The sequence below is a fragment of the Streptomyces sp. NPDC052020 genome (genome assembly GCF_040680575.1).
Lineage (GTDB): Bacteria > Actinomycetota > Actinomycetes > Streptomycetales > Streptomycetaceae > Streptomyces.
The window spans coordinates 1-18,168 of sequence record NZ_JBFAWY010000055.1; the positions used below are offsets into that span (position 1 = coordinate 1).

17 protein-coding genes are annotated in these 18,168 nt (G+C 70.8%); 5 read left to right on the top strand and 12 right to left on the bottom strand.

All coding sequences use genetic code 11. The features are described from left to right. Positions 1–426: DALR anticodon-binding domain-containing protein (locus AB0L74_RS32745; RefSeq protein WP_365660591.1), on the top strand; the 426-nt coding region annotated here is incomplete at its 5' end. 101 nt (positions 427–527) lie between these two features. Here the strand turns inward: AB0L74_RS32745 and AB0L74_RS32750 are convergent. The 3 genes from AB0L74_RS32750 to AB0L74_RS32760 all read right to left on the bottom strand — a co-directional run bounded on the left by AB0L74_RS32750 (position 528) and on the right by AB0L74_RS32760 (position 4,454). Continuing rightward, positions 528–1,367 (bottom strand): arylamine N-acetyltransferase, encoded by an 840-nt coding sequence (locus AB0L74_RS32750; protein ID WP_365660594.1) that lies wholly within the window; start codon positions 1,365–1,367, stop codon positions 528–530. Between the two features lie 99 nt (positions 1,368–1,466). Further along, complete coding sequence (locus AB0L74_RS32755) at positions 1,467–2,690, bottom strand: PLP-dependent aminotransferase family protein (protein ID WP_365660596.1); 1,224 nt, start codon at positions 2,688–2,690, stop codon at positions 1,467–1,469. 111 nt (positions 2,691–2,801) lie between these two features. Beyond that, positions 2,802–4,454: a helix-turn-helix domain-containing protein gene (locus tag AB0L74_RS32760; RefSeq protein ID WP_365660599.1), complete on the bottom strand. Its 1,653-nt coding sequence runs from the start codon at positions 4,452–4,454 to the stop codon at positions 2,802–2,804. Positions 4,455–4,661: 207 nt separating this feature from the next. Between AB0L74_RS32760 and AB0L74_RS32765 the strand changes: the two genes are divergently transcribed. Beyond that, positions 4,662–5,474 (top strand): DUF4232 domain-containing protein, encoded by an 813-nt coding sequence (locus tag AB0L74_RS32765; RefSeq protein WP_365660602.1) that lies wholly within the window; start codon positions 4,662–4,664, stop codon positions 5,472–5,474. A 34-nt stretch (positions 5,475–5,508) separates the two neighbouring features. Here AB0L74_RS32765 and hemB read toward each other — a convergent pair whose 3' ends face one another. The 6 genes from hemB to AB0L74_RS32795 form a co-directional block, all read right to left on the bottom strand. Next, positions 5,509–6,501 (bottom strand): porphobilinogen synthase, encoded by a 993-nt coding sequence (hemB, locus tag AB0L74_RS32770; RefSeq protein WP_365660605.1) that lies wholly within the window; start codon positions 6,499–6,501, stop codon positions 5,509–5,511. 78 nt (positions 6,502–6,579) lie between these two features. Beyond that, complete coding sequence (locus AB0L74_RS32775) at positions 6,580–6,966, bottom strand: hypothetical protein (RefSeq protein ID WP_365660608.1); 387 nt, start codon at positions 6,964–6,966, stop codon at positions 6,580–6,582. Positions 6,967–6,989: 23 nt separating this feature from the next. Then, positions 6,990–7,328: a hypothetical protein gene (locus tag AB0L74_RS32780; protein ID WP_365660611.1), complete on the bottom strand. Its 339-nt coding sequence runs from the start codon at positions 7,326–7,328 to the stop codon at positions 6,990–6,992. Positions 7,329–7,341: 13 nt separating this feature from the next. Beyond that, complete coding sequence (locus tag AB0L74_RS32785) at positions 7,342–8,226, bottom strand: DNA-processing protein DprA (RefSeq protein ID WP_365660614.1); 885 nt, start codon at positions 8,224–8,226, stop codon at positions 7,342–7,344. A gap of 68 nt (positions 8,227–8,294) precedes the next feature. After that, complete coding sequence (locus AB0L74_RS32790) at positions 8,295–9,257, bottom strand: helix-turn-helix domain-containing protein (RefSeq protein WP_365660617.1); 963 nt, start codon at positions 9,255–9,257, stop codon at positions 8,295–8,297. Positions 9,258–9,550: 293 nt separating this feature from the next. Continuing rightward, positions 9,551–9,979: an ATP-binding protein gene (locus AB0L74_RS32795; protein WP_365660620.1), complete on the bottom strand. Its 429-nt coding sequence runs from the start codon at positions 9,977–9,979 to the stop codon at positions 9,551–9,553. Between the two features lie 162 nt (positions 9,980–10,141). On the opposite strand from AB0L74_RS32795, the gene AB0L74_RS32800 reads away from it, so the two are divergent. From AB0L74_RS32800 to AB0L74_RS32810, 3 genes are all read left to right on the top strand, one after another. Then, positions 10,142–10,972 (top strand): helix-turn-helix transcriptional regulator, encoded by an 831-nt coding sequence (locus AB0L74_RS32800; RefSeq protein ID WP_365660623.1) that lies wholly within the window; start codon positions 10,142–10,144, stop codon positions 10,970–10,972. Further along, entirely contained in the window at positions 10,969–11,148 is a 180-nt protein-coding gene (locus AB0L74_RS32805; protein WP_365660626.1) for a DUF397 domain-containing protein, read from the top strand. Before AB0L74_RS32800 ends, AB0L74_RS32805 begins: the two co-directional genes overlap by 4 nt. A gap of 65 nt (positions 11,149–11,213) precedes the next feature. Further along, complete coding sequence (locus AB0L74_RS32810) at positions 11,214–11,408, top strand: DUF397 domain-containing protein (RefSeq protein ID WP_365660629.1); 195 nt, start codon at positions 11,214–11,216, stop codon at positions 11,406–11,408. Between the two features lie 54 nt (positions 11,409–11,462). Here AB0L74_RS32810 and AB0L74_RS32815 read toward each other — a convergent pair whose 3' ends face one another. From AB0L74_RS32815 to AB0L74_RS32825, 3 genes are read right to left on the bottom strand one after another with little or no spacing between them, the layout of a single operon-like run. Then, positions 11,463–13,010: a class I SAM-dependent DNA methyltransferase gene (locus AB0L74_RS32815; RefSeq protein ID WP_365660632.1), complete on the bottom strand. Its 1,548-nt coding sequence runs from the start codon at positions 13,008–13,010 to the stop codon at positions 11,463–11,465. Beyond that, entirely contained in the window at positions 13,007–14,488 is a 1,482-nt protein-coding gene (locus AB0L74_RS32820; RefSeq protein WP_365660635.1) for a restriction endonuclease subunit S, read from the bottom strand. The genes AB0L74_RS32815 and AB0L74_RS32820 overlap by 4 nt, the downstream gene beginning before the upstream one ends. After that, a complete protein-coding gene (locus AB0L74_RS32825; RefSeq protein ID WP_365660638.1) occupies positions 14,485–18,075 on the bottom strand; it encodes a DEAD/DEAH box helicase family protein in 3,591 nt (1,196 codons plus the stop codon). Before AB0L74_RS32825 ends, AB0L74_RS32820 begins: the two co-directional genes overlap by 4 nt. Positions 18,076–18,168: the final 93 nt, after the last annotated feature.

Sequence of the window (18,168 nt, forward strand, 5' to 3'; positions counted from 1 at the left end):
TCGACGTCGGCGAACCGCGACTACAAGTTCGACCTCGACCAGATGGTCTCCCTCAACGGCGACACCTCCGTCTACCTCCAGTACGCCTACGCCCGCATCCAGTCCATCCTGCGCAAGGCCGGCGAGGCCCGCCCGCAGGCCCACCCGGAGCTGGCCCTGCACGAGGCCGAGCGCGCCCTGGGCCTGCACATCGACGCCTTCGCGGAGACGGTCGCGGAGGCCGCGGCGGAGTACGCCCCGCACAAGCTGGCCGCGTACCTGTACCAGCTGGCGTCCCTGTACACGACCTTCTACGACAAGTGCCCGGTGCTGAAGGCCGAGACGCCCGAGCAGGTGGGCAACCGCCTGTTCCTGTGCGACGTGACGGCCCGCACCCTGCACCAGGGCATGGCACTGCTGGGCATCCGCACACCCGAGCGCCTCTGACCCCGTCCCGTACGACGACACGCACGCACGCACGGCACGCACGACGCCCTCCCGGTGAGCACCGGGAGGGCGTCCTGCGTACGGGACGGCCGCCGGGGCGGTCAGGCCGGCAGCGTCAGCCCCTCCGGCGCCCGGACGCCGAACTCCTCCTCCAGCACCCGCCGCACCTCCGCCTCCCCCGTCAGCTCCCGCTCGGTGACGGTCCCGTCGGCGCGGACCTCGGTCAGCAGGCGGCCGTGGAGGCGCAGATACCGGTCGGCCGCGGTGCGCTGGACGTAGGGGCGGTGACTGAACGGCGACCGCGGGCTGGTGGCGACGTGCCAGTTGGCGACCTCGAAGTCGGCGTGCTCGAAGGGTTCCAGGGTGAACGCGTACTGCGCCTCCCAGTCGCCCTCGGCCGCCCGGAACGCCTCCAGCACCCACATCTCCAGCGGGCCCCGGTGCGGCGCGTGGACCAGGCGGTGGCGGCGCCCGGCGGCGTGGAACTCGGTGCCGGTGGCCAGGGGCACCGGCTCCAGCAGGGAGCCGAACGCGCCGAAGCCGACGTCGGCGAGGTAGGGCCGCGCCTCGCCCGGGATGCCGGCCAGCAGCGCCATGTGGGTGCGGGGACGGCTCTCCGGGCGATCGGCGCCCAGCACCACCCGCGCGGCCAGGCGGGTGACGTCGAAGCCCAGCTCCCGGAGCGCGGCGGCGAACAGCGTGTTGTGCTCGTAGCAGTAGCCGCCGCGCCGCCCGTGGAGCAGCTTGGCCGTCAGCTCGGTGAGGTCCAGGGAGGGCGCCCGGCCGCCGACGGCGTCCAGGTTCTCGAACGGGATGGACCGCAGGTGGGCGAGGTGCACCCCCCGCAGCGTCGCCGGATCGGCGCGCCGCTCCCCCTCCCATCCGATCCGCTTCAGATAGGTGTCGAGGTCGAACGGCGTCCTCTGCGCGGTGTCACACATGCCTTCACCGTACGAACGCCCCGCTCCCCCTGTCCGCCGCCCACGGCCGCAACCGATCCCGGCCTTTGGACCTAGGCCCGCGGGCCCGGACCGCGCAGGTCACCAGGCCGCCGCCCCCTCCCGCAGGCCCTTCCCCAGCCGCCGCAGCCCTTCGGCGATCTCCTCGGGCGTCTGTGTCACGAAGCACAGCCGCAGCGTCGAGCGGTCGGGCTCACCGGCGTGGAAGGGGGCGCCGGGGACGTACGCCACGTCGTGCCGGAGCACCGCCGGCAGCAGCGCGGTGGTGTCGTACCGCTCCGGGAGGCGGGCCCACAGGAACATGCCGCCCTCGGGACGGTTCCAGGTGGCACCCTCGGGCAGGGCGTCCGCCAGCCCCGCGAGCATGGCGTCCCGGTGGACGCGGTACACGCCCGCGATCCGCGCGACATGGGCGTCCAGGTCCCGGTCGGCCAGATAACGGGCGGCGGCGAGCTGGTTCACGGTGGGCGTGTGCAGGTCGGCGGCCTGCTTGGCCACCACGCAGGCGCGGCGCAGCGCGGCCGGCGCGCGCAGCCAGCCGAGCCGCAGGCCGGGGGCCATCACCTTGGAGAAGGAGCCGAGCAGCACGGTGCGGTCGCGGGCGGCGTCGAGGGAGGCGATCCACGGCACCAGCTCGCCCTCGAAGCGCAGCTCCCCGTACGGGTCGTCCTCGACGATCCACAGCCCGCACCGGGCGGCGGCCTCGGCGACGGCGGCGCGGCGGCCGGCGGGCAGGGTGCGGCCGGTGGGGTTCTGGAAGGTGGGGACCGTGTAGAGCAGCTTCGGCCGCTCCCGCCGCACCAGTTCCTCCAGCGCCCGCGGGTCCAGGCCGTCGGCGTCGCCGGGCACGGGCACCACCCGGGCGCCCGCGAAGCCGAAGACCTGGAGGGCCGCCAGATAGCACGGGTCCTCCACCAGGACGGTGTCGCCGGGTTCGAGCAGCGCGGTGGCGAGCAGGGACAGGGCCTGCTGGGAGCCGGTGGTGACGAGCATGTCGTCGGGGCCGGTGGGCAGACCTCGGGCGGTGACGCGGGCGGCGAGCGCGGACCGCAGCGCCGGTTCGCCCTCCGTCGTGGAGTACTGAAGGGCCCGCTCGGGCACCTCGGTGAGGACCGCCCGGTAGGCGGCGGCGATCCCCTCCGCGTCGAACAGCTCCGGCGCGGGCAGCCCGCCCGCGAAGTTGATCACCTCGGGGCGGGCGGTGACGGCGAGGATGTCACGCACGGGCGAGCCCCCGGCCGAACGGGCCCGCGCGGCGAGCGGCGGGAGGGGGGCGGGGCGGGTCACGGGCTCGCGGACGGTCACGGCACGGCTCCTTCGGGACGGCGGCTCGGCTTCTGCCCGCACCCTAGAGATATACCTGCCGTCTACACGCGGTTTTCCGGGATCCGGACACCGGACCGCCCCGGCGCGCGCTCACCCGGCCGCCCCGTTCGTCGTCCCCTCCTCGACCCACTTCTCGCCGCCGAGGGGGAACTCGTACGCGGGCCGCCCGTTGTTGCCGCTGGTGCGGAACGGCCGCCCGTTGTCGTTGATCTCCAGCGTCCCGTGCCGGGAGCCGCTGGACCACTCCAGCTCCAGGTACCAGCGCACGTCGTAGGCGGAGGCGTCGGCCAGGACGTGGTACACCTCCGGGTCGGACTCGGACACCTTGAACGGGAAGTCGGCGCCCCCCGCCTCGGGGACGACGGCGGGGCGGGCGGCGTCGAGCGCCACGGTGAAGAACCGCTCCGGGACGCCGCCCCCGCAGCCGACGCCGGGGTACCCCATGACGTAGTCGTTCCAGGGGAGCGGCGACCGCTTGCCGGCCGTGCGCACCTTCAGGCTCTTGAGGACCACCGTCTCCTCGCCGGTGCCCTGGACGGTGAGGGTCACGAACTGCTGCCCCGAGGAGACCGCGCCGAACGCGGCCACCCAACCCGGCGCGTCCTGCTCCTGCGGCGGCGGGGACACCTCCTGCGGCGGCCGGTTCACCAGATAGCGCTGGTCGCAGGGGCCCTGCCAGGTGTACGGCTGGACCGACACGGTCAGCGGGACGCCCGCCCGGGCGCCGGAGACGGCCGGTCCCTTGCCGTCCCCGCCGCCGGCGCCGGCACCGGTGCCGGCGCCGCGGTCCCGGCTCGCGGAGGCGGACGGTCCGGCCGCCGTCGCGGTGGCCTCGCCCTTCTGCCGGTGCGAGGAGGAGGGCGACGGCGCGGCGGAGCGGGAGGCGGACGCCGATGCCCGTGTGCCGCCCGTCGCCTCGGGCTCGGCGGACACGGCACCGGCCGGACTCCGGCGGCCTTCGTCCGCCTCGTCGGCGGGCAGGCTCACGGCCAGGGCGACGAGCCCGGCGACGGCGGCCACGGCGGTCCCGGCGGCGAGCGCGGCCCGGGTACGGCGAGGCCCGCGCGGCGGAGCGGGCCGTTCCGGCCCCTGTGGCATCTCCACGGGCGGTGGTCCGTCCTCCGGCCGGGGGACTTCCCCGGGCGGCTCCTGTCCGGACCGGGCACGGGCGGGCGGCCCGCCGGAGGACGGCGTCTGCGGGAGGGCCGCCGTCTCCCGAGCCGCCGCCCGATCGGCACCGGGGTCGTCCCCGGTGCCGGGGTCATCCCCGGCACCGGAGGCACTCTCGGACCCGGCGGCGCTGTCGGCCCCGGAGAGGCTCTCGGACCCGGAGGTACCTCCGGGCCCGGAAGCACCACCGGCTCCGGTGGCGTCCCCGGAACCGGGTGGGTCGGCAGAACCGAGCGAACCTGTCGGACCGGCGGAACCGGAGGCGGACGTTTCGGCCGCGCCCGTCGCCCCGGCGCGACTGGCCGCCCCGGCCCCCTTCCGCCCTCGCGTCGCGTCCGCCAGCACCCACCGCCGGTGCAGCTCCACCAGCTCCCCGGGGGACGCCTTGCACAGGCGGGCCAGCCGCTCCACGGGCGCGTAGTCCGTGGGCACGGCGTCCCCGTTGCAGTAGCGGTGCAGTGTGGACGTGCTCATGTGCAGCCGTCTGGCGAGCACCCCGTAACTCAGCCCGGAGCGTTCCTTCAACTCCCTCAGCAGCGCGGCGAACTCCGCGGCAGCGGTGTCTCCGGTCACGGTCGGTCCCTCCCCCTGTCCCATCCCCGTGTTCCAGGGAACGGTCATCTCCCCTGGTCAAAGCCTTGCCGGCATTCCAGTGTCCCTGACGCCCCGCCAGACCTGGCGGCCGGGACGGAACACCGGACAAGCTCCGGTCATCCAAGCACGCCGCTCCCGGCACCCGGTCGAGCGGCCGCTCCGCACCCCTCTCACGGGAGAACAGCCATGCGTACGTTCCGCACCGCCCGCACCTCCGCCCCCCGTGCCCGTCTGCTCGCCGCGGCCGGCGCGACCCTCGCCGCCCTCGCGCTGACCGCCTGCAACGACGGTACCGGCGTCAAGGACGAGGGGGCGTCCAAGCCCGCGGCGTCGACGTCGTCCGCACCGGCCGCCGGCGGCTCCGCGTCCCCGGAGGTGTCGTCCGGCGGCTCCGCGCAGTCGGACGCGGGTACCACGAGCGGCGCGGGCACCGGCCGGTCCGCCACCGCGGCCACCGGCGCGGGCACCGGCTCCGGGTCGGGTTCCGGCTCGGGCTCCGGCTCCGGCTCCGGCTCCGGGAAGGCGTCCTCCGCCGGGCAGGGCGGCGCGTCGGACCCCCACGCGCCCGGGAACCGCGTCCTGTGCAACGGCGCGAACACCACCGTCACCGCCCAGCAGGTCTCCCGCCCGCTCAACCACCTGCTGATCACGGTGAAGAACACCGGCTCGAAGACGTGCGACCTGACCTACTACCCGGTGCTCCGCTTCGACGAGATGCAGTGGGTGCCCCGCGCGGTCGAGGGCTCCCGGCCGCAGGCGGTGACGACCCTGGCGCCCGGGGAGTCCGGCTACGCGGGCGTCCTGCTGGCGGCCGCCGACGGCAGCGGCGACGGCGGCACCACCGGCCACCGTCTGACCGTCGGTTTCCAGGGCGCCACCCCCAACAGCAGCGGCGGCGCGGCGGCCACGCCGTCCCTGCCGGCCAAGGGCGTCTACTACGACAGCTCCCTGGCGGTCACCTACTGGCAGTCGAGCATGGACGACGCCCTGGCCTACTGAAGACCGGCCGAAGTCCGACTCCGTGGCGCTGGGGCTACCCCAGCTTCCGCGCCACCTCGGTCGCCCAGTACGTGAGGATGGTGCTCGCGCCCGCCCGCTTGATGCCGGTGAGCGACTCCAGGATCGCCCGGTCCCGGTCGATCCAGCCCTTCTCGGCGGCGGCCTCGATCATCGCGTACTCACCGGAGATCTGGTACGCCGCCACCGGCACGTCCGCGGCGTCCGCGACCCGCGCCAGGATGTCGAGGTAGGGCCCGGCCGGCTTGACCATCACCATGTCGGCGCCCTCCTCCAGGTCCAGCGCCAGCTCCCGCAGCGACTCGCGGATGTTGGCGGGATCCTGCTGGTAGGTCTTCCGGTCGCCCCGCAACGAGGAGCCCACGGCCTCCCGGAAGGGCCCGTAGAAGGCGGAGGCGTACTTGACGGTGTAGGCGAGGATCGCCACGTCCTCCCGCCCGATCTGGTCCAGCGCGTCCCGGACGACGCCGATCTGACCGTCCATCATCCCGCTCGGCCCGACCACATGGGCGCCCGCGTCGGCCTGCACCTGGGCCATCTCGGCGTACCGCTCCAGGGTCGCGTCGTTGTCCACGCGCCCGTGCTCGTCCAGCACCCCGCAGTGCCCGTGGTCGGTGAACTCGTCCAGGCACAGGTCGGACATGACGAGCAGGTCGTCCCCGACCTCGGCCCGCACGTCCCGCAGGGCGACCTGGAGAATCCCGTCGGGGTCGGTGCCGGCCGTCCCGAGGGCGTCCTTCTTCGCCTCCTCGGGCACGCCGAACAGCATGATCCCGGAGACCCCCGCCTCCACCGCCTCCGCGGCGGCCTTCTTCAGGCTGTCCCGGGTGTGCTGCACGACGCCCGGCATCGCACCGATCGGCACCGGCTCGCTCGCGCCCTCGCGGACGAAGGCCGGAAGGATGAGGTCGGCGGGGTGCAGCCGGGTCTCGGCGACCATGCGGCGCATGACCGGCGTGGTCCGCAGACGCCGGGGCCGGGTGCCGGGGAAGGATCCGTACGTCGTCATACCACTACGCTACGCCCGGCCCGCCGATGCCTTTGCCGACGTGCAGTCGGCGCAGGACGACCGCGGAAAGCTTGATCGTCAGCCGTGTTCCCAGGGGCGCAGGGAACAGACGCCCCAGGAGAACCGGCGCAGTTTCGCCTGTTCTACATGGTGTGCCGTGTTGCCGTAGTCCGTATTGAGGTGACGGCCGAGTACGACGATCGCCACGCTGCCCGCACCGGCCGCTTTCAGCGCGGCGGCCGCAGACTGCGCGTGGCTGCCAGTGGTCCAGGTGTCATCGATGAGCAGGACGTTCTCGCCCCAGAGCGCCGTTGACGCATACCGCCCGGAGGAGGCTGCACGACCCAGGTCAGCTGCTCCTGGCACCGGACGGAGAAGATCACGGTGGCGACCACGGGTGACCCCCACCGCCTCGGCGACCATGGTGCGTAAGGGATGTTCCCGCCGCCCACTGGTGCTCGGCACGGTGGTGACGGTATGGAAACCGGTCACGGCACAGTGAGTGGAGATACACGCTCGTGCAGGGCGAGGAAGCGCCACAGAACCGCCGCCAGGCCCATGCGGAAGAACTGCTGCTGCGGTCCGGCAGCGTTCTTGTAGCGCCACAGCTCGTTGGCGAACTGCTCGCCCTTGAGAGCCAGACTGACCGGGACAACGGTATCGGCGACCCCGGTCCCCAGATGCCTGGCTGCCTCATGGCACGGCCAGCATGTGGGATATCCCAACTTGGCCGGGCCACGGCAGATCTGACAGACGCCGGGCCCGGGCAGTAGGGGGTGCACCAGGAAGTTGGCGTAGCGAGCGGACAGTCCGACGACGGTTGCCACGCCGGTCCGCCGACTAGGCCCAGGTCAGCTCGCCCGTGCTGGGGACGAGCGAGTCGAGATGACGGAAAACATCCTCGGGACCGTCGATCACGGTCGTGTTCGGTCTGGTCGCGTACTCCCTCGCCCACTCATGCGTCAGCAGGGAGCGCATGAGGAAGACCCGCCGGCCGTGCTCCAGAGCAAGTCGAGCCTGCATCCGCGCACCGCTGCGGTACGCGGCTTCGATCACCACGGTGGCCAGGCTGTAGCCGCTCATCACCGCGTTGCGCATCGGAAAGGACGTCTTCGAGGGAGGCGCATCGGGCCAGAACTGCGAGATCAGCAGACCTCGCTCGGCGATCTCCTGCTGAAGCCGGGCGTTCTGCGCTGGGTAGACGCGCCGCAGTCCGGTTCCGACGACGGCGACGGTGCGTCCACCGGCAGCCAGAGCGCTGCCATGCGCCGCGGTGTCGATACCGGCGGCCAGGCCGCTCACGACCGTGACGCCGCGCTCAGCCAGGCCGCCGGCGATGGCGCGGGCGTGAGCGATCCCCTCAGGAGTGGGGGTGCGCGTGCCCACGACGGCGACCCGCAGATCGTCATCAGCAGACGTCCCGCGCAGGAAGAGGAACGGCGGTCGCTGGTGGACGAGCCTCAGGTACAGGGGGTAATCGTGGTCGAGGATCGTGACCAGCCGCATGCCCTCGCGCTCCCAGCCGGCGATCTCAGCCACGATCGCCGCAAGGTCAACTGAGGGGCTCGTGTCGAAGAGCGCTCCCTGCCCCGAGGGATCGAGGGAGTTCTCCAGGACCTCGCGGGCGCTACCGACCGTCTCCACCTGATCGGTGAGATCGGACCAGGCACGATCGCCGCGCCGCAGCAGCGCGACGAGGGCGGCTCGCTCCAGGTCCCGGTCCATGCGGCAAGTATAGGAACGGCGCCACCTGGATCGGGGCGGTGCGGCCGGCGATACGGGCAGGCACATGCTCATGCCGCGCACGCCTTCTCCCCCACGACCGTCTCCCGGGGGCGGCAGTCACGGCAGTGGCCGGGCCGTGGGGCGCGGAAGGCGCGCTCGCAGCCGTCGCAGGTCTGGAGGGGATCGGGACGGCGAGCCGCTCCCGGCCCGGCCGCGGTCCTCGGTACGGGCGTGGGGCGGGCGGGCACCGGTACCGGCAGCAGGGCGTCGAGCCGGTAACCGATCAGCTTCGCCGGGTTCCTCAGGTCGACGGGAAGGCTGTCCGTGAGGGCGTGGTGGACCACGGCGGCCGAGACCCCGTTGTCGAGCCACGCGGTGACGGCCGGCGCGAGCCGGTCCACGTCCCGGCGGGAGAGGATGAGGCGGTCGTCCGTGCGTCGCAGACCGGCGAGGAGGGCGGCGGCGCGGTGGTGCCGGGGGTCCGGGGGCGCGCTCACCGTGGGCATCGCCGGTTCGGGCGCGGGCGCTTGCCGGGGAGGGGCTTGATCCTCCTCCCCGGGGGCGGCTGGTACGTCCGTCGTGCGGACCACGGGCTGACGCTCGACGGTACGGCGCCCGGCCGGGGGCCGCCCCGCCACGCGGAGAGGCGCGGCTGCCGTGGCCGCCGTGTCCGGGGAGTGGTGGGCGTACGTACGGGTGACCAGCCGGCCGGACTCCGTGTGCTCCCGCACCCGCTCCAGATAGCCGTGCGCCTCCAGCTCCCGCAGGGCGAAGGCGATCCGGTCCCGCCCCTCGGGGAAGCGCTCGGCGAGACTGCGGATGTCGACCGGGGCGCCCTCCGGCAGCGACAGGATGTGGGTGGCCAGTCCGATGGCGGTCAGCGACAGCTCGCGGTGCTGGGCGAGGTGGTTGCCGACGATCGTGTACCGGTCGGGTTGGTACGCCCGTACGTGGATGACACCGGACCGGGTGGTGGTCCGCCGAACACCCTGATGCGGACGCGCGGCAGCGATAGGCTTCGTCTCAGCCATGGGGAAGCTCTCTTCTTCCTCGATGGTCAGGCCCTCGCTCGGGATGCCAGTCCCTGCGGGGGCCGATGCATGTGTGGGGTTGTGGTGGTGCCTTGGGGCGAGACTGCACGTCCGATCCGCCGACGCGCCAGCCGCACCGACCGGTTTCACCCACCCGGGTGACACACGCGAGGTTTGGCTGGTTGGGCGGGTTTTTTCCCCGGGTTCTTTGGTCTTTTACCGCCCGCGGCCCCGGCCCGCGCCCCACCGGATCCCGTGTTCCCGGACGCCGGTGCGGGCCCCTCGGCGGCGGGTCACCGACGGTCGCCGAGGTCGATCTCGGCCCACACGGTCTTGCACGGCACCGGCCCGGTCCGCACCCCCCAGCGGTCCGCCAACTCCTCGACCAGGAACAGACCGTAGCCCGACTCGGCGGGATCCGGTGAGGCGTCCCGGCGCCTGGGCACGCACTCCCCCTTGGCGTCGGTCACCTCGACGCGCAGCACCCCGCACACGGTGGCCGTCAGGGCGAGGCGAAAGCTGCGCCCGGGGACCCTGCCGTGCACGGCGGCGTTCGCGGCGAGTTCGGCCACGATCAGCCGGGCCGGGTCCAAGGGCAATCCCCAGGTGCTCAACCGTTCGACGGCGAGCAGCCGGGCGAGACGGGCACCCCGGCGGGTGGCGGAGAACGGCATGGAGAACCGGCGGAGGGGAGTCCGCAGCATGGCGATTTCCTGGTTCACGTCACTCAGCGTGTTCACGCGTGCGTACGCTGTGAAGCGGGGCGGCCCGTGCGACCGGCGGCTGTCCGGTGTGTGTCCGGTTCCGTCCGGGCTGCCCGGGGTGACCGGGCGGGGACGGCCGGAGTTGGTCCGGGGAAGAGCACGTGACGGGAGGGCGCGGACATGAGCGGGTGGGAAGCGGGGCTGGACGACGAAGAGGCCGGGGCCGTGATGCGCACCGTCGCCCGGCAACTGAAGCTGTGGCGCGAGGCCGCCGGCCTCACCCAGGCCGAGTTCGGCGCGGCCATCGGCTATGGCGAGGAACTGGTCTCCTCGGTGGAGCGGGGACGACGGATCCCCCGACCCGAGTACCTGGACGCGGCGGACGAGGTGTGCGGCGCGGGCGGCAAGATCGCGGCGCTCAAGCAGGACGTGGCGGAGGTCCGGTACCCGAAGAAGGTACGGAACTTGAAGAAGCTGGAGGCGGAGGCGACAGAGCTGTGCGCCTACAACAACTCCGTCGTGCATGGGCTGTTGCAGACGGAGGAGTACGTACGCGCATCGATGGCCACCCGACGGCCTTCGTTTGCGGACGAGGAGTTGGAACAGCAGGTGGCCGCCCGCCTGGCTCGCCAGAACATCCTCACCGAAGCGCCACCCAGGGTCTTCAGCTTCGTCCAATGCGAGTCGACGCTGCGGCGCCCCATCGGTGGCAGGATGGTGTTGCGAAGGCAGCTCGAACACCTGCTGGACACCGGGCGGACCAGGAACGTCGACCTGCAAATCCTGCCCTTGGATCGGGAGGACAACGCAGGCCTAGGGGGTTCGTTCAGGCTGCTGCGGCTGCGGGATGGCAGCACCGTCGGACACAACGAAGTCCAACTTGTCAGCCGCGTGATCACCGACCCAAGAGAGGTCCAGGTGCTGGACATCCGCTATGGGATCATCCGCGCACAGGCTCTCACCCCTCGGGAGTCACTGGCCTTCATCGAGAAAGTGCTTGGAGAGACATGAAGCTGGAGTGGATAAAGAGCAGTTACAGCACGCCTGACGGCCCCGACTGCGTCGAGGTGGCCGCCCCCGACCAGGATCACGTCCTTGTGCGCGATTCCAAGAGCCCCAACGGTCCGCGCCTGGCCCTCACTCTCGCCGCGTGGGCACGCTTCCTGCCGTACGCCTCCGCACGCTGAAAGACGGACCCGCCCGGCCCGCACCCCACCGACAGGGTGCGGACCGCCCCGTTGATCGGAGAGACATGACCCGAGAGAACACGTTCGAGCCGGAGTGGACGAAGAGCAGCTACAGCACAGACGAGGGCCCCGACTGCGTCGAGGTGGCCACCGCCCCCGCCCACATCCTCGTGCGTGACTCCAAGAACCCGGACGGCCCCCGCCTCACCCTCGCACCCACCACGTGGGCGACCTTCCTGCCGTACGCCTCCGCACACTGACGGAGTCGGCACGCGCGGCCCGCACCGAGTCCCGGTGCGGGCCGCATCTGCATGTCAGTCGGCGACCGGGCCTGTCTCTTCCACAGAGCCCTCACCACTCCGAGCCTGCTGCAACGTCTCCGCGATCGCTGCGAACTCCTCCAGTGCGGCTTGGAGGTCTTCGACGATCTCGGCGGCCAGCACCTCGGGCGCGGGCAGATTGTCCGCGTCGTCGAGGCTCGGGTCGCGGAGCCAGGTGATGTCGAGGTTGGCCTTGTCGCGGGCGGCCAATTCCTCGTACGTAAACGCCTTGAAGCGCTCGGTCTCCACCCGCTTGGAGCGGTCGTCGGCCTGGTAGCACTGCACGAAGTCCTCAAGGTGGGCCCGGGTGAGGGGGTTCTGCTTGAGGGTGAAGTGCTGGGCCGTACGGAAGTCGTAGACCCACAGCTTCTCGGTCCACGGCTGGTTGGGGCGGGCCGGCTTGCGCTCGAAGAACAGCACGTTGGCCTTGACACCGCCCGCGTAGAAGATGCCGGTGGGCAGGCGCAGCAGCGTGTGGACGTCGTACTCCTTGAGCAGGCGTCGGCGGATGGTCTCGCCCGCGCCGCCCTCGAAGAGGACGTTGTCGGGGACGACGACCGCTGCCCGGCCGTGGATCTCCAGCAGCGAGGCGATGTGCTGGACGAAGTTGAGCTGCTTGTTGGTCGTGGTGACCCAGAAGTCGCGCCGCTCGTAGGCGATCGCCTCGCGGGCTGCGGAACCGTCGTCACCGTAGACGGTGATCGACGACTTCTTACCGAAGGGCGGGTTCGCCAGGACCAGGCTCGCGCGCTTGGTGGGCGGGGCGATGAGGGCGTCACGGTCATGGATGAGGGTGGGGCCAGTGGGCTGACCGATGCCGTGCAGGAAGAGGTTCATCGCGGCGAGACGGGCCGTATTCCTGACCAGCTCGGTGCCCCAGATGCCGCCACTGCTGAGGTGCTTGCGCTGCTCGGGGGTGAGGCGGTTGCCGTACTCGTGAAGGATGTGTTCGGCGGCGGCGAGCAGGAAACCGCCGGTTCCGCTGGCGGGGTCGGTGATCGTGTCGTCCGGGGTGGGGCGGACACAGTCGATGATGGCCTGGATGAGCGGACGCGGGGTGAAGTACTGGCCCGCTCCGGACTTGATGTCCTCCGCTCCACGGGAGAGCAGTTCCTCGTAGGCGTCGCCCTTGATGTCGGTCTTCTGGCCGGACCAGTTTTCCTTGTCGATCAGGTCCTTGACCAGGCGCTTGAGCTTCGCGGGGTCGTGGATGCGGTTGCGGGCCCCGTTGAAGATCAGATGGAAAGTGGTGCCCTTGCGCTGGTTGCCGAGGTCTTCGAGGAGCTGCGTGTAGGCGGCTTCGAGCTCGGCACCGTCGTTGTTCAGAAGCTCGGGCCAGCCACGCCCTTCCCAGACCGACCCCTCGGGCATGATCTGCTCGCGGAACATCGGCGGGCGGGACTGTGCCTCGTGCACCATCTTCAGGAAGACGAGAAGCGTCAACTGCTCGACGTAGTCGATGGTGGAAACACCATCGTCCCGCAGGACGTGGCAGTAACTCCAGAGCTTGTCGACGAGCCGACGGGCCTCGGTCGTGGTCACGAGGGCATCTCCAGGTCAAGGGTGGGCTGGGTGGCGGTGGCGAGGGCGGGGGTATCTGCTCGGGGTGGCGGAGGCACGTCCGGGACGCTCTTCCGCTGAGCAGGAGTCCGGCGCGGGATCCGACGGCGGGACTTGGTGACTCCGGCTGCTTGGCGCTCCGCGCGGATACGGTCAAGCAAGGCGCCGGCGTGCTCGTCGGTGGGCTCCTGGGGTACCAGACGGCCAGTGAACGCTTCAGCGAGAAGAGATCGACGGAGCTGCTCCGCGCGCCGTGCCCCCTTGGCTGCTTCCGCCTCCAAGCGTGCGATCACGGTTTCCCATTGTCGGTATACGCGCACCCGCTTCCGCTGCTCATCGAGTGACGGAAGGGAGATCGGCACCTTCTTCAAATCCTTGCCAGCGATACCGGCCTGCCCAGCGGTTGTCTTGACGGCCGCTGCAATAACCTGACGCGCAGTACCGCCGGTGCACGCCATGGCGACGAAGTCTGGGTCCGCAACATCTCGACGGAGTTGCACACGGATGAGCTTGTCAGGATAGGTGAGAGGCCCTGTGTCTCCTGGCACGACTGCACATGCCCCGACGTAGTCGGGATTTCCGTTATAGCGAGTGAAGAGTAGGTCACCTTGTGCGAGGAGGTACCCATCCTTCGCGACGCGCTGTTCCTCCACAGCGCTGTAGCGCAGATCGGTTAGGTCGAGTCGCAACGGGCGTACTGCACCGATGCGCAGAATGGCAACTCCATCCGGTTCAGTTCCCGGGCGGGACACATACATGCCATTGCGAACACCGGTCGCTAGATAACCCAGTTGGTATTCTGTCCAGCCGTCACTTGGCGCTCTGGTGAGGTTCGCCAAGACCTTCCGCCGCAGCGCATCCGCCTTGGCCATGGAGGTGCTCAGATAGCTTGTGCCCGACGAGAGTCGCGACAACTGCTCCTCAAGCGCAGCAACGATGCGCCGTTGCTCCTCCAGCGGAGGCAAGGGGATGGCGATGTTCTTCAGCTCCCCTCCGGCGATGCCGGCTTGCCCCGCAGTGGTCTTCACGTGCTCACGTACGCGAGCACGAATGCCCTCCCAAGAGAATGCATAGGCCACGAACTCGGGCAGCACCACGCTTCGATCGACACGAACCCGAATGAGCTTGTCCGGGTATGTCAGTAGCGGTGCCGTATCGGGAACAGAAGCACATGCGCCCACCAATTCTGGATTTCCGTTATAGCGGGTGAAGAGCAGGTCGCCGGGCAGGACCAGTCGGTCTGCTGCACCAAGTTCCTCTGCAGACTGGCCGCTATACCGGAGGTCACTCAGGTCCAGCCGAAGCGGCCTGACTGCCCCAATGCGCAGAATGGGCACGCCATTGGGCTCCGTACCTGGACGGGAGACGAAGATTCCGTTGCGTACAGATTCAGCAACGTCATCTAGCGTCGCCCAAGCCCACCCCTTCGGCAGTTCCGAAGGAATACCGCCCTCGCTCACGCACCCAACTCCCGTCCCAGCTCATCCAAAATCTCAGCCCCCCGATCGGCCCCGAACTCCCGAAGGAACCCGTCCACGCCCCCACGCTCAATGAAGGGTACGTCCTTCAAATGCTCGGGCTCGATCGCCGCGTCCGTCGCTATGACGTCCACGATCCGGTCCAGCCACCACACCTGGTCCTCGGTGAAAACGGCTCCCGCCTGCTCCTGCCGGGCCTGCCACGCCGCGTACCGCTCCTCCACCAACTTCCGGTACGGCCGTACCTCCTCGTCCAGGCCCAGCTCGAAGCGCAGCAGCCCGATCAGGTCGACCACGCCCGCCGCCCCCCGCGGGTGCTCGGTCGCCTTACCCAGCTGCACGTACGCGTCGTACAGCCGTGCCGGGGTCCACTGGAAGGGAGGGCGCTCGATCTTGCGGGCCAGGTCCTTCAGGCGTCGGTAGACCTCCTTCGGGTCCCGCCGCTCACCGAACGCGAGGCTGAGCGCGGCGATCTCGTCTCGGTGCTCCTTGAGGTACTCCTTCCAGGAGGTCACCCGGCGCATCGCCAGCTCGTCCGCCGTGATGCCGCGTGCCTCCTTCACCTCGTCCACGCTCACCTCGTCGATGACGATGTCGTGGGCGCGGCGCATGGACATGAGGCGGTCCCGCAGCTCGCGGTTGGCGGCGATTGGCTTCAGGGCCTCCAGCATCTCCTGGCGGACCTGCTTCTCGCCGCCGATGCGCCGGGCCTTCTCCTGCTGGTCGGGGTCGACGGACCGGACCAGGCCGCCGACGATCTCCCTCAGCGGCTGCCCGGCGAGTTCCTCGATCTCCTGCCGTTCCTCGGGGGTGAGCTGGCGGTCGAGGCGCGCCAGGCGGCCCGCCAGCGTGGCGACCTCGTCCTCCGTCATCGCCAGGCCGGCCGTCTTCGCCATCAGCCGCTCCAGCGGCACCTTCCGCTCGGAGACGCGGTTGAGCGGGCGCGCGTCCACGCGGGGCGAGTCCGTGACGCCGACCGCGTCGATGATCACGAACCGCTCCTTGACCTCGGCGTCCGGCGTCACCGCCTGGAACTCGGCCGGGTCCACCGTCCGCGAGCCCCGCCCCTTCATCTGCTCGAAGTACGCCCAGCTCTTCACGTCGCGCAGGAAGAACACGCACTCCAGCGGGGGGATGTCCGTACCCGTGGCGATCATGTCCACCGTGACGGCGATCCGCAGTTCGGGGCTGTTGCGGAACGCCTTGATCAGCTCGGCGGGCCGCTTCGCCGCATGCGTGATCTTGGTGCAGAAGTCGTCGCCCTCGCCGAAGACCTGCCGCACCATCTGGACGATCTCGTCGGCGTGGTTGTCGTCGACGGCGAAGATCAGCGTCTTGGGCACGTGCGTGCGCGACCGCTGCGCCTCGCCCTCCCCGACGGGCGGGAAGACGTCCGTGAACAGGTGCTTGCGGAAGGTCTCCATGACGAGCTTGAGCTGTCCCTTGCTGATGACCTGCCGACCCAGTTGGGACGCCTTCCACTCCAGGTCCTCCTCCAGCTCCTGGTACCGCTCCCGGCGGGTCTTGCGCTCCCGCATGGGCACGACCGTCTCCGCCGGGATCGTCCCGCCGTTCTCCCCCAGCTCCGTGCGGATGCGGAAGACGTCGAAGTCGACGTTGACGCCGTCGGCGACGGCCTGCTCGTACGGGTACTCGCTGACGAGGTTCTGGAAGAAGAAGCCGAAGGTCTGCTTGACCGGGGTGGCGGTCAGGCCCACCAGGTGGGCGTCGAAGTACTCCAGGACCGCGCGCCACTTGCCGTAGATCGAGCGGTGGCACTCGTCGACGACGATGAGGTCGAAGGTCTCCGGCGGCAGGTCCGGGTTGTAGCCGACCTGGACCGGTTCGTCGACCAGGTCGTAGCGGTCGAGGGCGGCGTCCTCGCTGTCGGCGCTCGGCACCTCGCGCCCGGTCAGCGCCAGCCACAGCCGCTGCACGGTGGACACCACGACGTGCGCGGAACCCAGCACCGTGTCACCGGCCAGGCGCTGCACGACGTACAGCTCGGTGAACTTGCGGCCGTCGTCCGGGGTGTCGAAGTTCTCGAACTCGGTGGCCGCCTGGCTGCCGAGGTTGTTGCGGTCGACGAGGAACAGGATGCGCTTGGCGCCCGCGTGCTTGAGCAGCCGGTAGCTCGCGTTGACCACCGTGTACGTCTTGCCGGCGCCGGTCGCCATCTGGATCAAGGCACGCGGGTCGTCCTTGGCCAGGGAGCGCTCCAGGCCGGTGATCGCCGTGACCTGGGCCGGGCGCAGCGGTTCGGGGTCGAGGAATGTCTGCGGCAGGCGGCGCATCCGGGCCCGCAGCGTCGGCGCGGCCGGATCGGCCTCGGCCTCCTCGATCCAGCGGGCGATGGTCTCCGGCTGGTGCACGGCGAAGACCTCACGCGTGCGCGGGGACGGATCGAGCGCGTTGTGGAAGCGGACCGTGTTGCCGTCGGCGACGTACCGGAAGGGCAGGCTGGCCCGCCACGCGCTGAGCTGCTGGCTGCGCGTGAGGCCGGTGGCGTAGCGGGCGGCCTGCTGCATGGCGGCCTCCAGGTCGGCGCCCTCCCGCTTGGCCTCTATGACACCGACCAGGCGCTGCTCGACGTAGAGGAGGTAGTCGGCACGGCCCACGGCGGTGGAGACCTCCCGGACGGCGACGCCCTTGCCCGCGAAGAGGTTCTTGGTGGCGTCGTCCTGGACGATCCAGCCCGCCTTCTCCAGGATCCGGTCCAGTTCGGCGCGGACCTGCGCCTCGCTCATCGGCGGGCGGGCGGCCTTCTGCGCGTGCGCGATGAACTCGTCACGCTGCGAGGCCCCGTCCAGCGGGCGGGCGGCCGAACGGGACTCCATGGCCGGAGCCGTCAGCTCGGTGATCTTGTCGCTCAGTTCGGCGATCAGGTCGTGCAGCGCGGCCCGTTCGGCCTCGGCACGGGCCAGCTCCGCCTCGGCCTGCTCACGGGCGGCCCGCTCGCGCTCCAGGCGGCTCTGCTTGCCGTCGTAGCTGAGCCGGGCCTCCTCCAGCTTGCGGCGGTAGGCGTCGAGCTCGGCGCGAAGCTGCTTCAGCTCCGCGGCGTCGGCGACGGTCTCGGGGGCGGGCGAGGCGGACGGGGGCGCGGGCGCCAGGAAGACGCGGTGCGTGGTGTCGGACGGGTCGAGGGAGCGGTGCAGCCAGTCGCCGAGACGGAAGCACAGCTCCACCGCCTGGAGCGCGGCGCGCACATTGGCGTAGTACTCGTGGACCGCCTTGTTGCCCGTCGTGCGGATTCCCTCGAACCACGCACGCACCTGGGGAACGAGCACCCCGGCCCGGGTCAGGGCGTTGATGCGGTCGACCTGCTTGTTGCCCGGAACGGTGACGTTGACCAGGGTGACCAGGTGCTTGGCCATGATCTCGCCGAACAGCCGGGCCTTCACCATGGCCGCGTGCGGATCGGTGTGGACGTAGGTCTCCGCGGCGCAGCCGAGCGTCACCAGCAAAGGCTCGTGCCCGATCAGGTGGCCGAAGTTGGACGAGCTCGCGGCCAGCCGCCTGACCTGCTCGTCGTCCCCGTCCGACGGGCCGCCGACCACTGCCGTCACCATGTGAATCCCCCTGACTCCAAGCCGTCATGACATGCGCAAAGCCTTGCAGGATGTCATGAACAACTCGGCGCAGCAAGGAGTTTGGGAGAATGA

Coding starts and splice junctions, on each gene's coding strand:
- AB0L74_RS32810 (WP_365660629.1), top strand. CDS start 11,214: ATGACCCGAGAGAACACGTTCGAGCCGGAGTGGACGAAGAGCAGCTAC.
- hemB (WP_365660605.1), bottom strand. CDS start 6,501: ATGACGACGTACGGATCCTTCCCCGGCACCCGGCCCCGGCGTCTGCGG.
- AB0L74_RS32825 (WP_365660638.1), bottom strand. CDS start 18,075: ATGGTGACGGCAGTGGTCGGCGGCCCGTCGGACGGGGACGACGAGCAG.
- AB0L74_RS32750 (WP_365660594.1), bottom strand. CDS start 1,367: ATGTGTGACACCGCGCAGAGGACGCCGTTCGACCTCGACACCTATCTG.
- AB0L74_RS32805 (WP_365660626.1), top strand. CDS start 10,969: ATGAAGCTGGAGTGGATAAAGAGCAGTTACAGCACGCCTGACGGCCCC.
- AB0L74_RS32765 (WP_365660602.1), top strand. CDS start 4,662: ATGCGTACGTTCCGCACCGCCCGCACCTCCGCCCCCCGTGCCCGTCTG.
- AB0L74_RS32800 (WP_365660623.1), top strand. CDS start 10,142: ATGAGCGGGTGGGAAGCGGGGCTGGACGACGAAGAGGCCGGGGCCGTG.
- AB0L74_RS32785 (WP_365660614.1), bottom strand. CDS start 8,226: ATGGACCGGGACCTGGAGCGAGCCGCCCTCGTCGCGCTGCTGCGGCGC.
- AB0L74_RS32790 (WP_365660617.1), bottom strand. CDS start 9,257: ATGGCTGAGACGAAGCCTATCGCTGCCGCGCGTCCGCATCAGGGTGTT.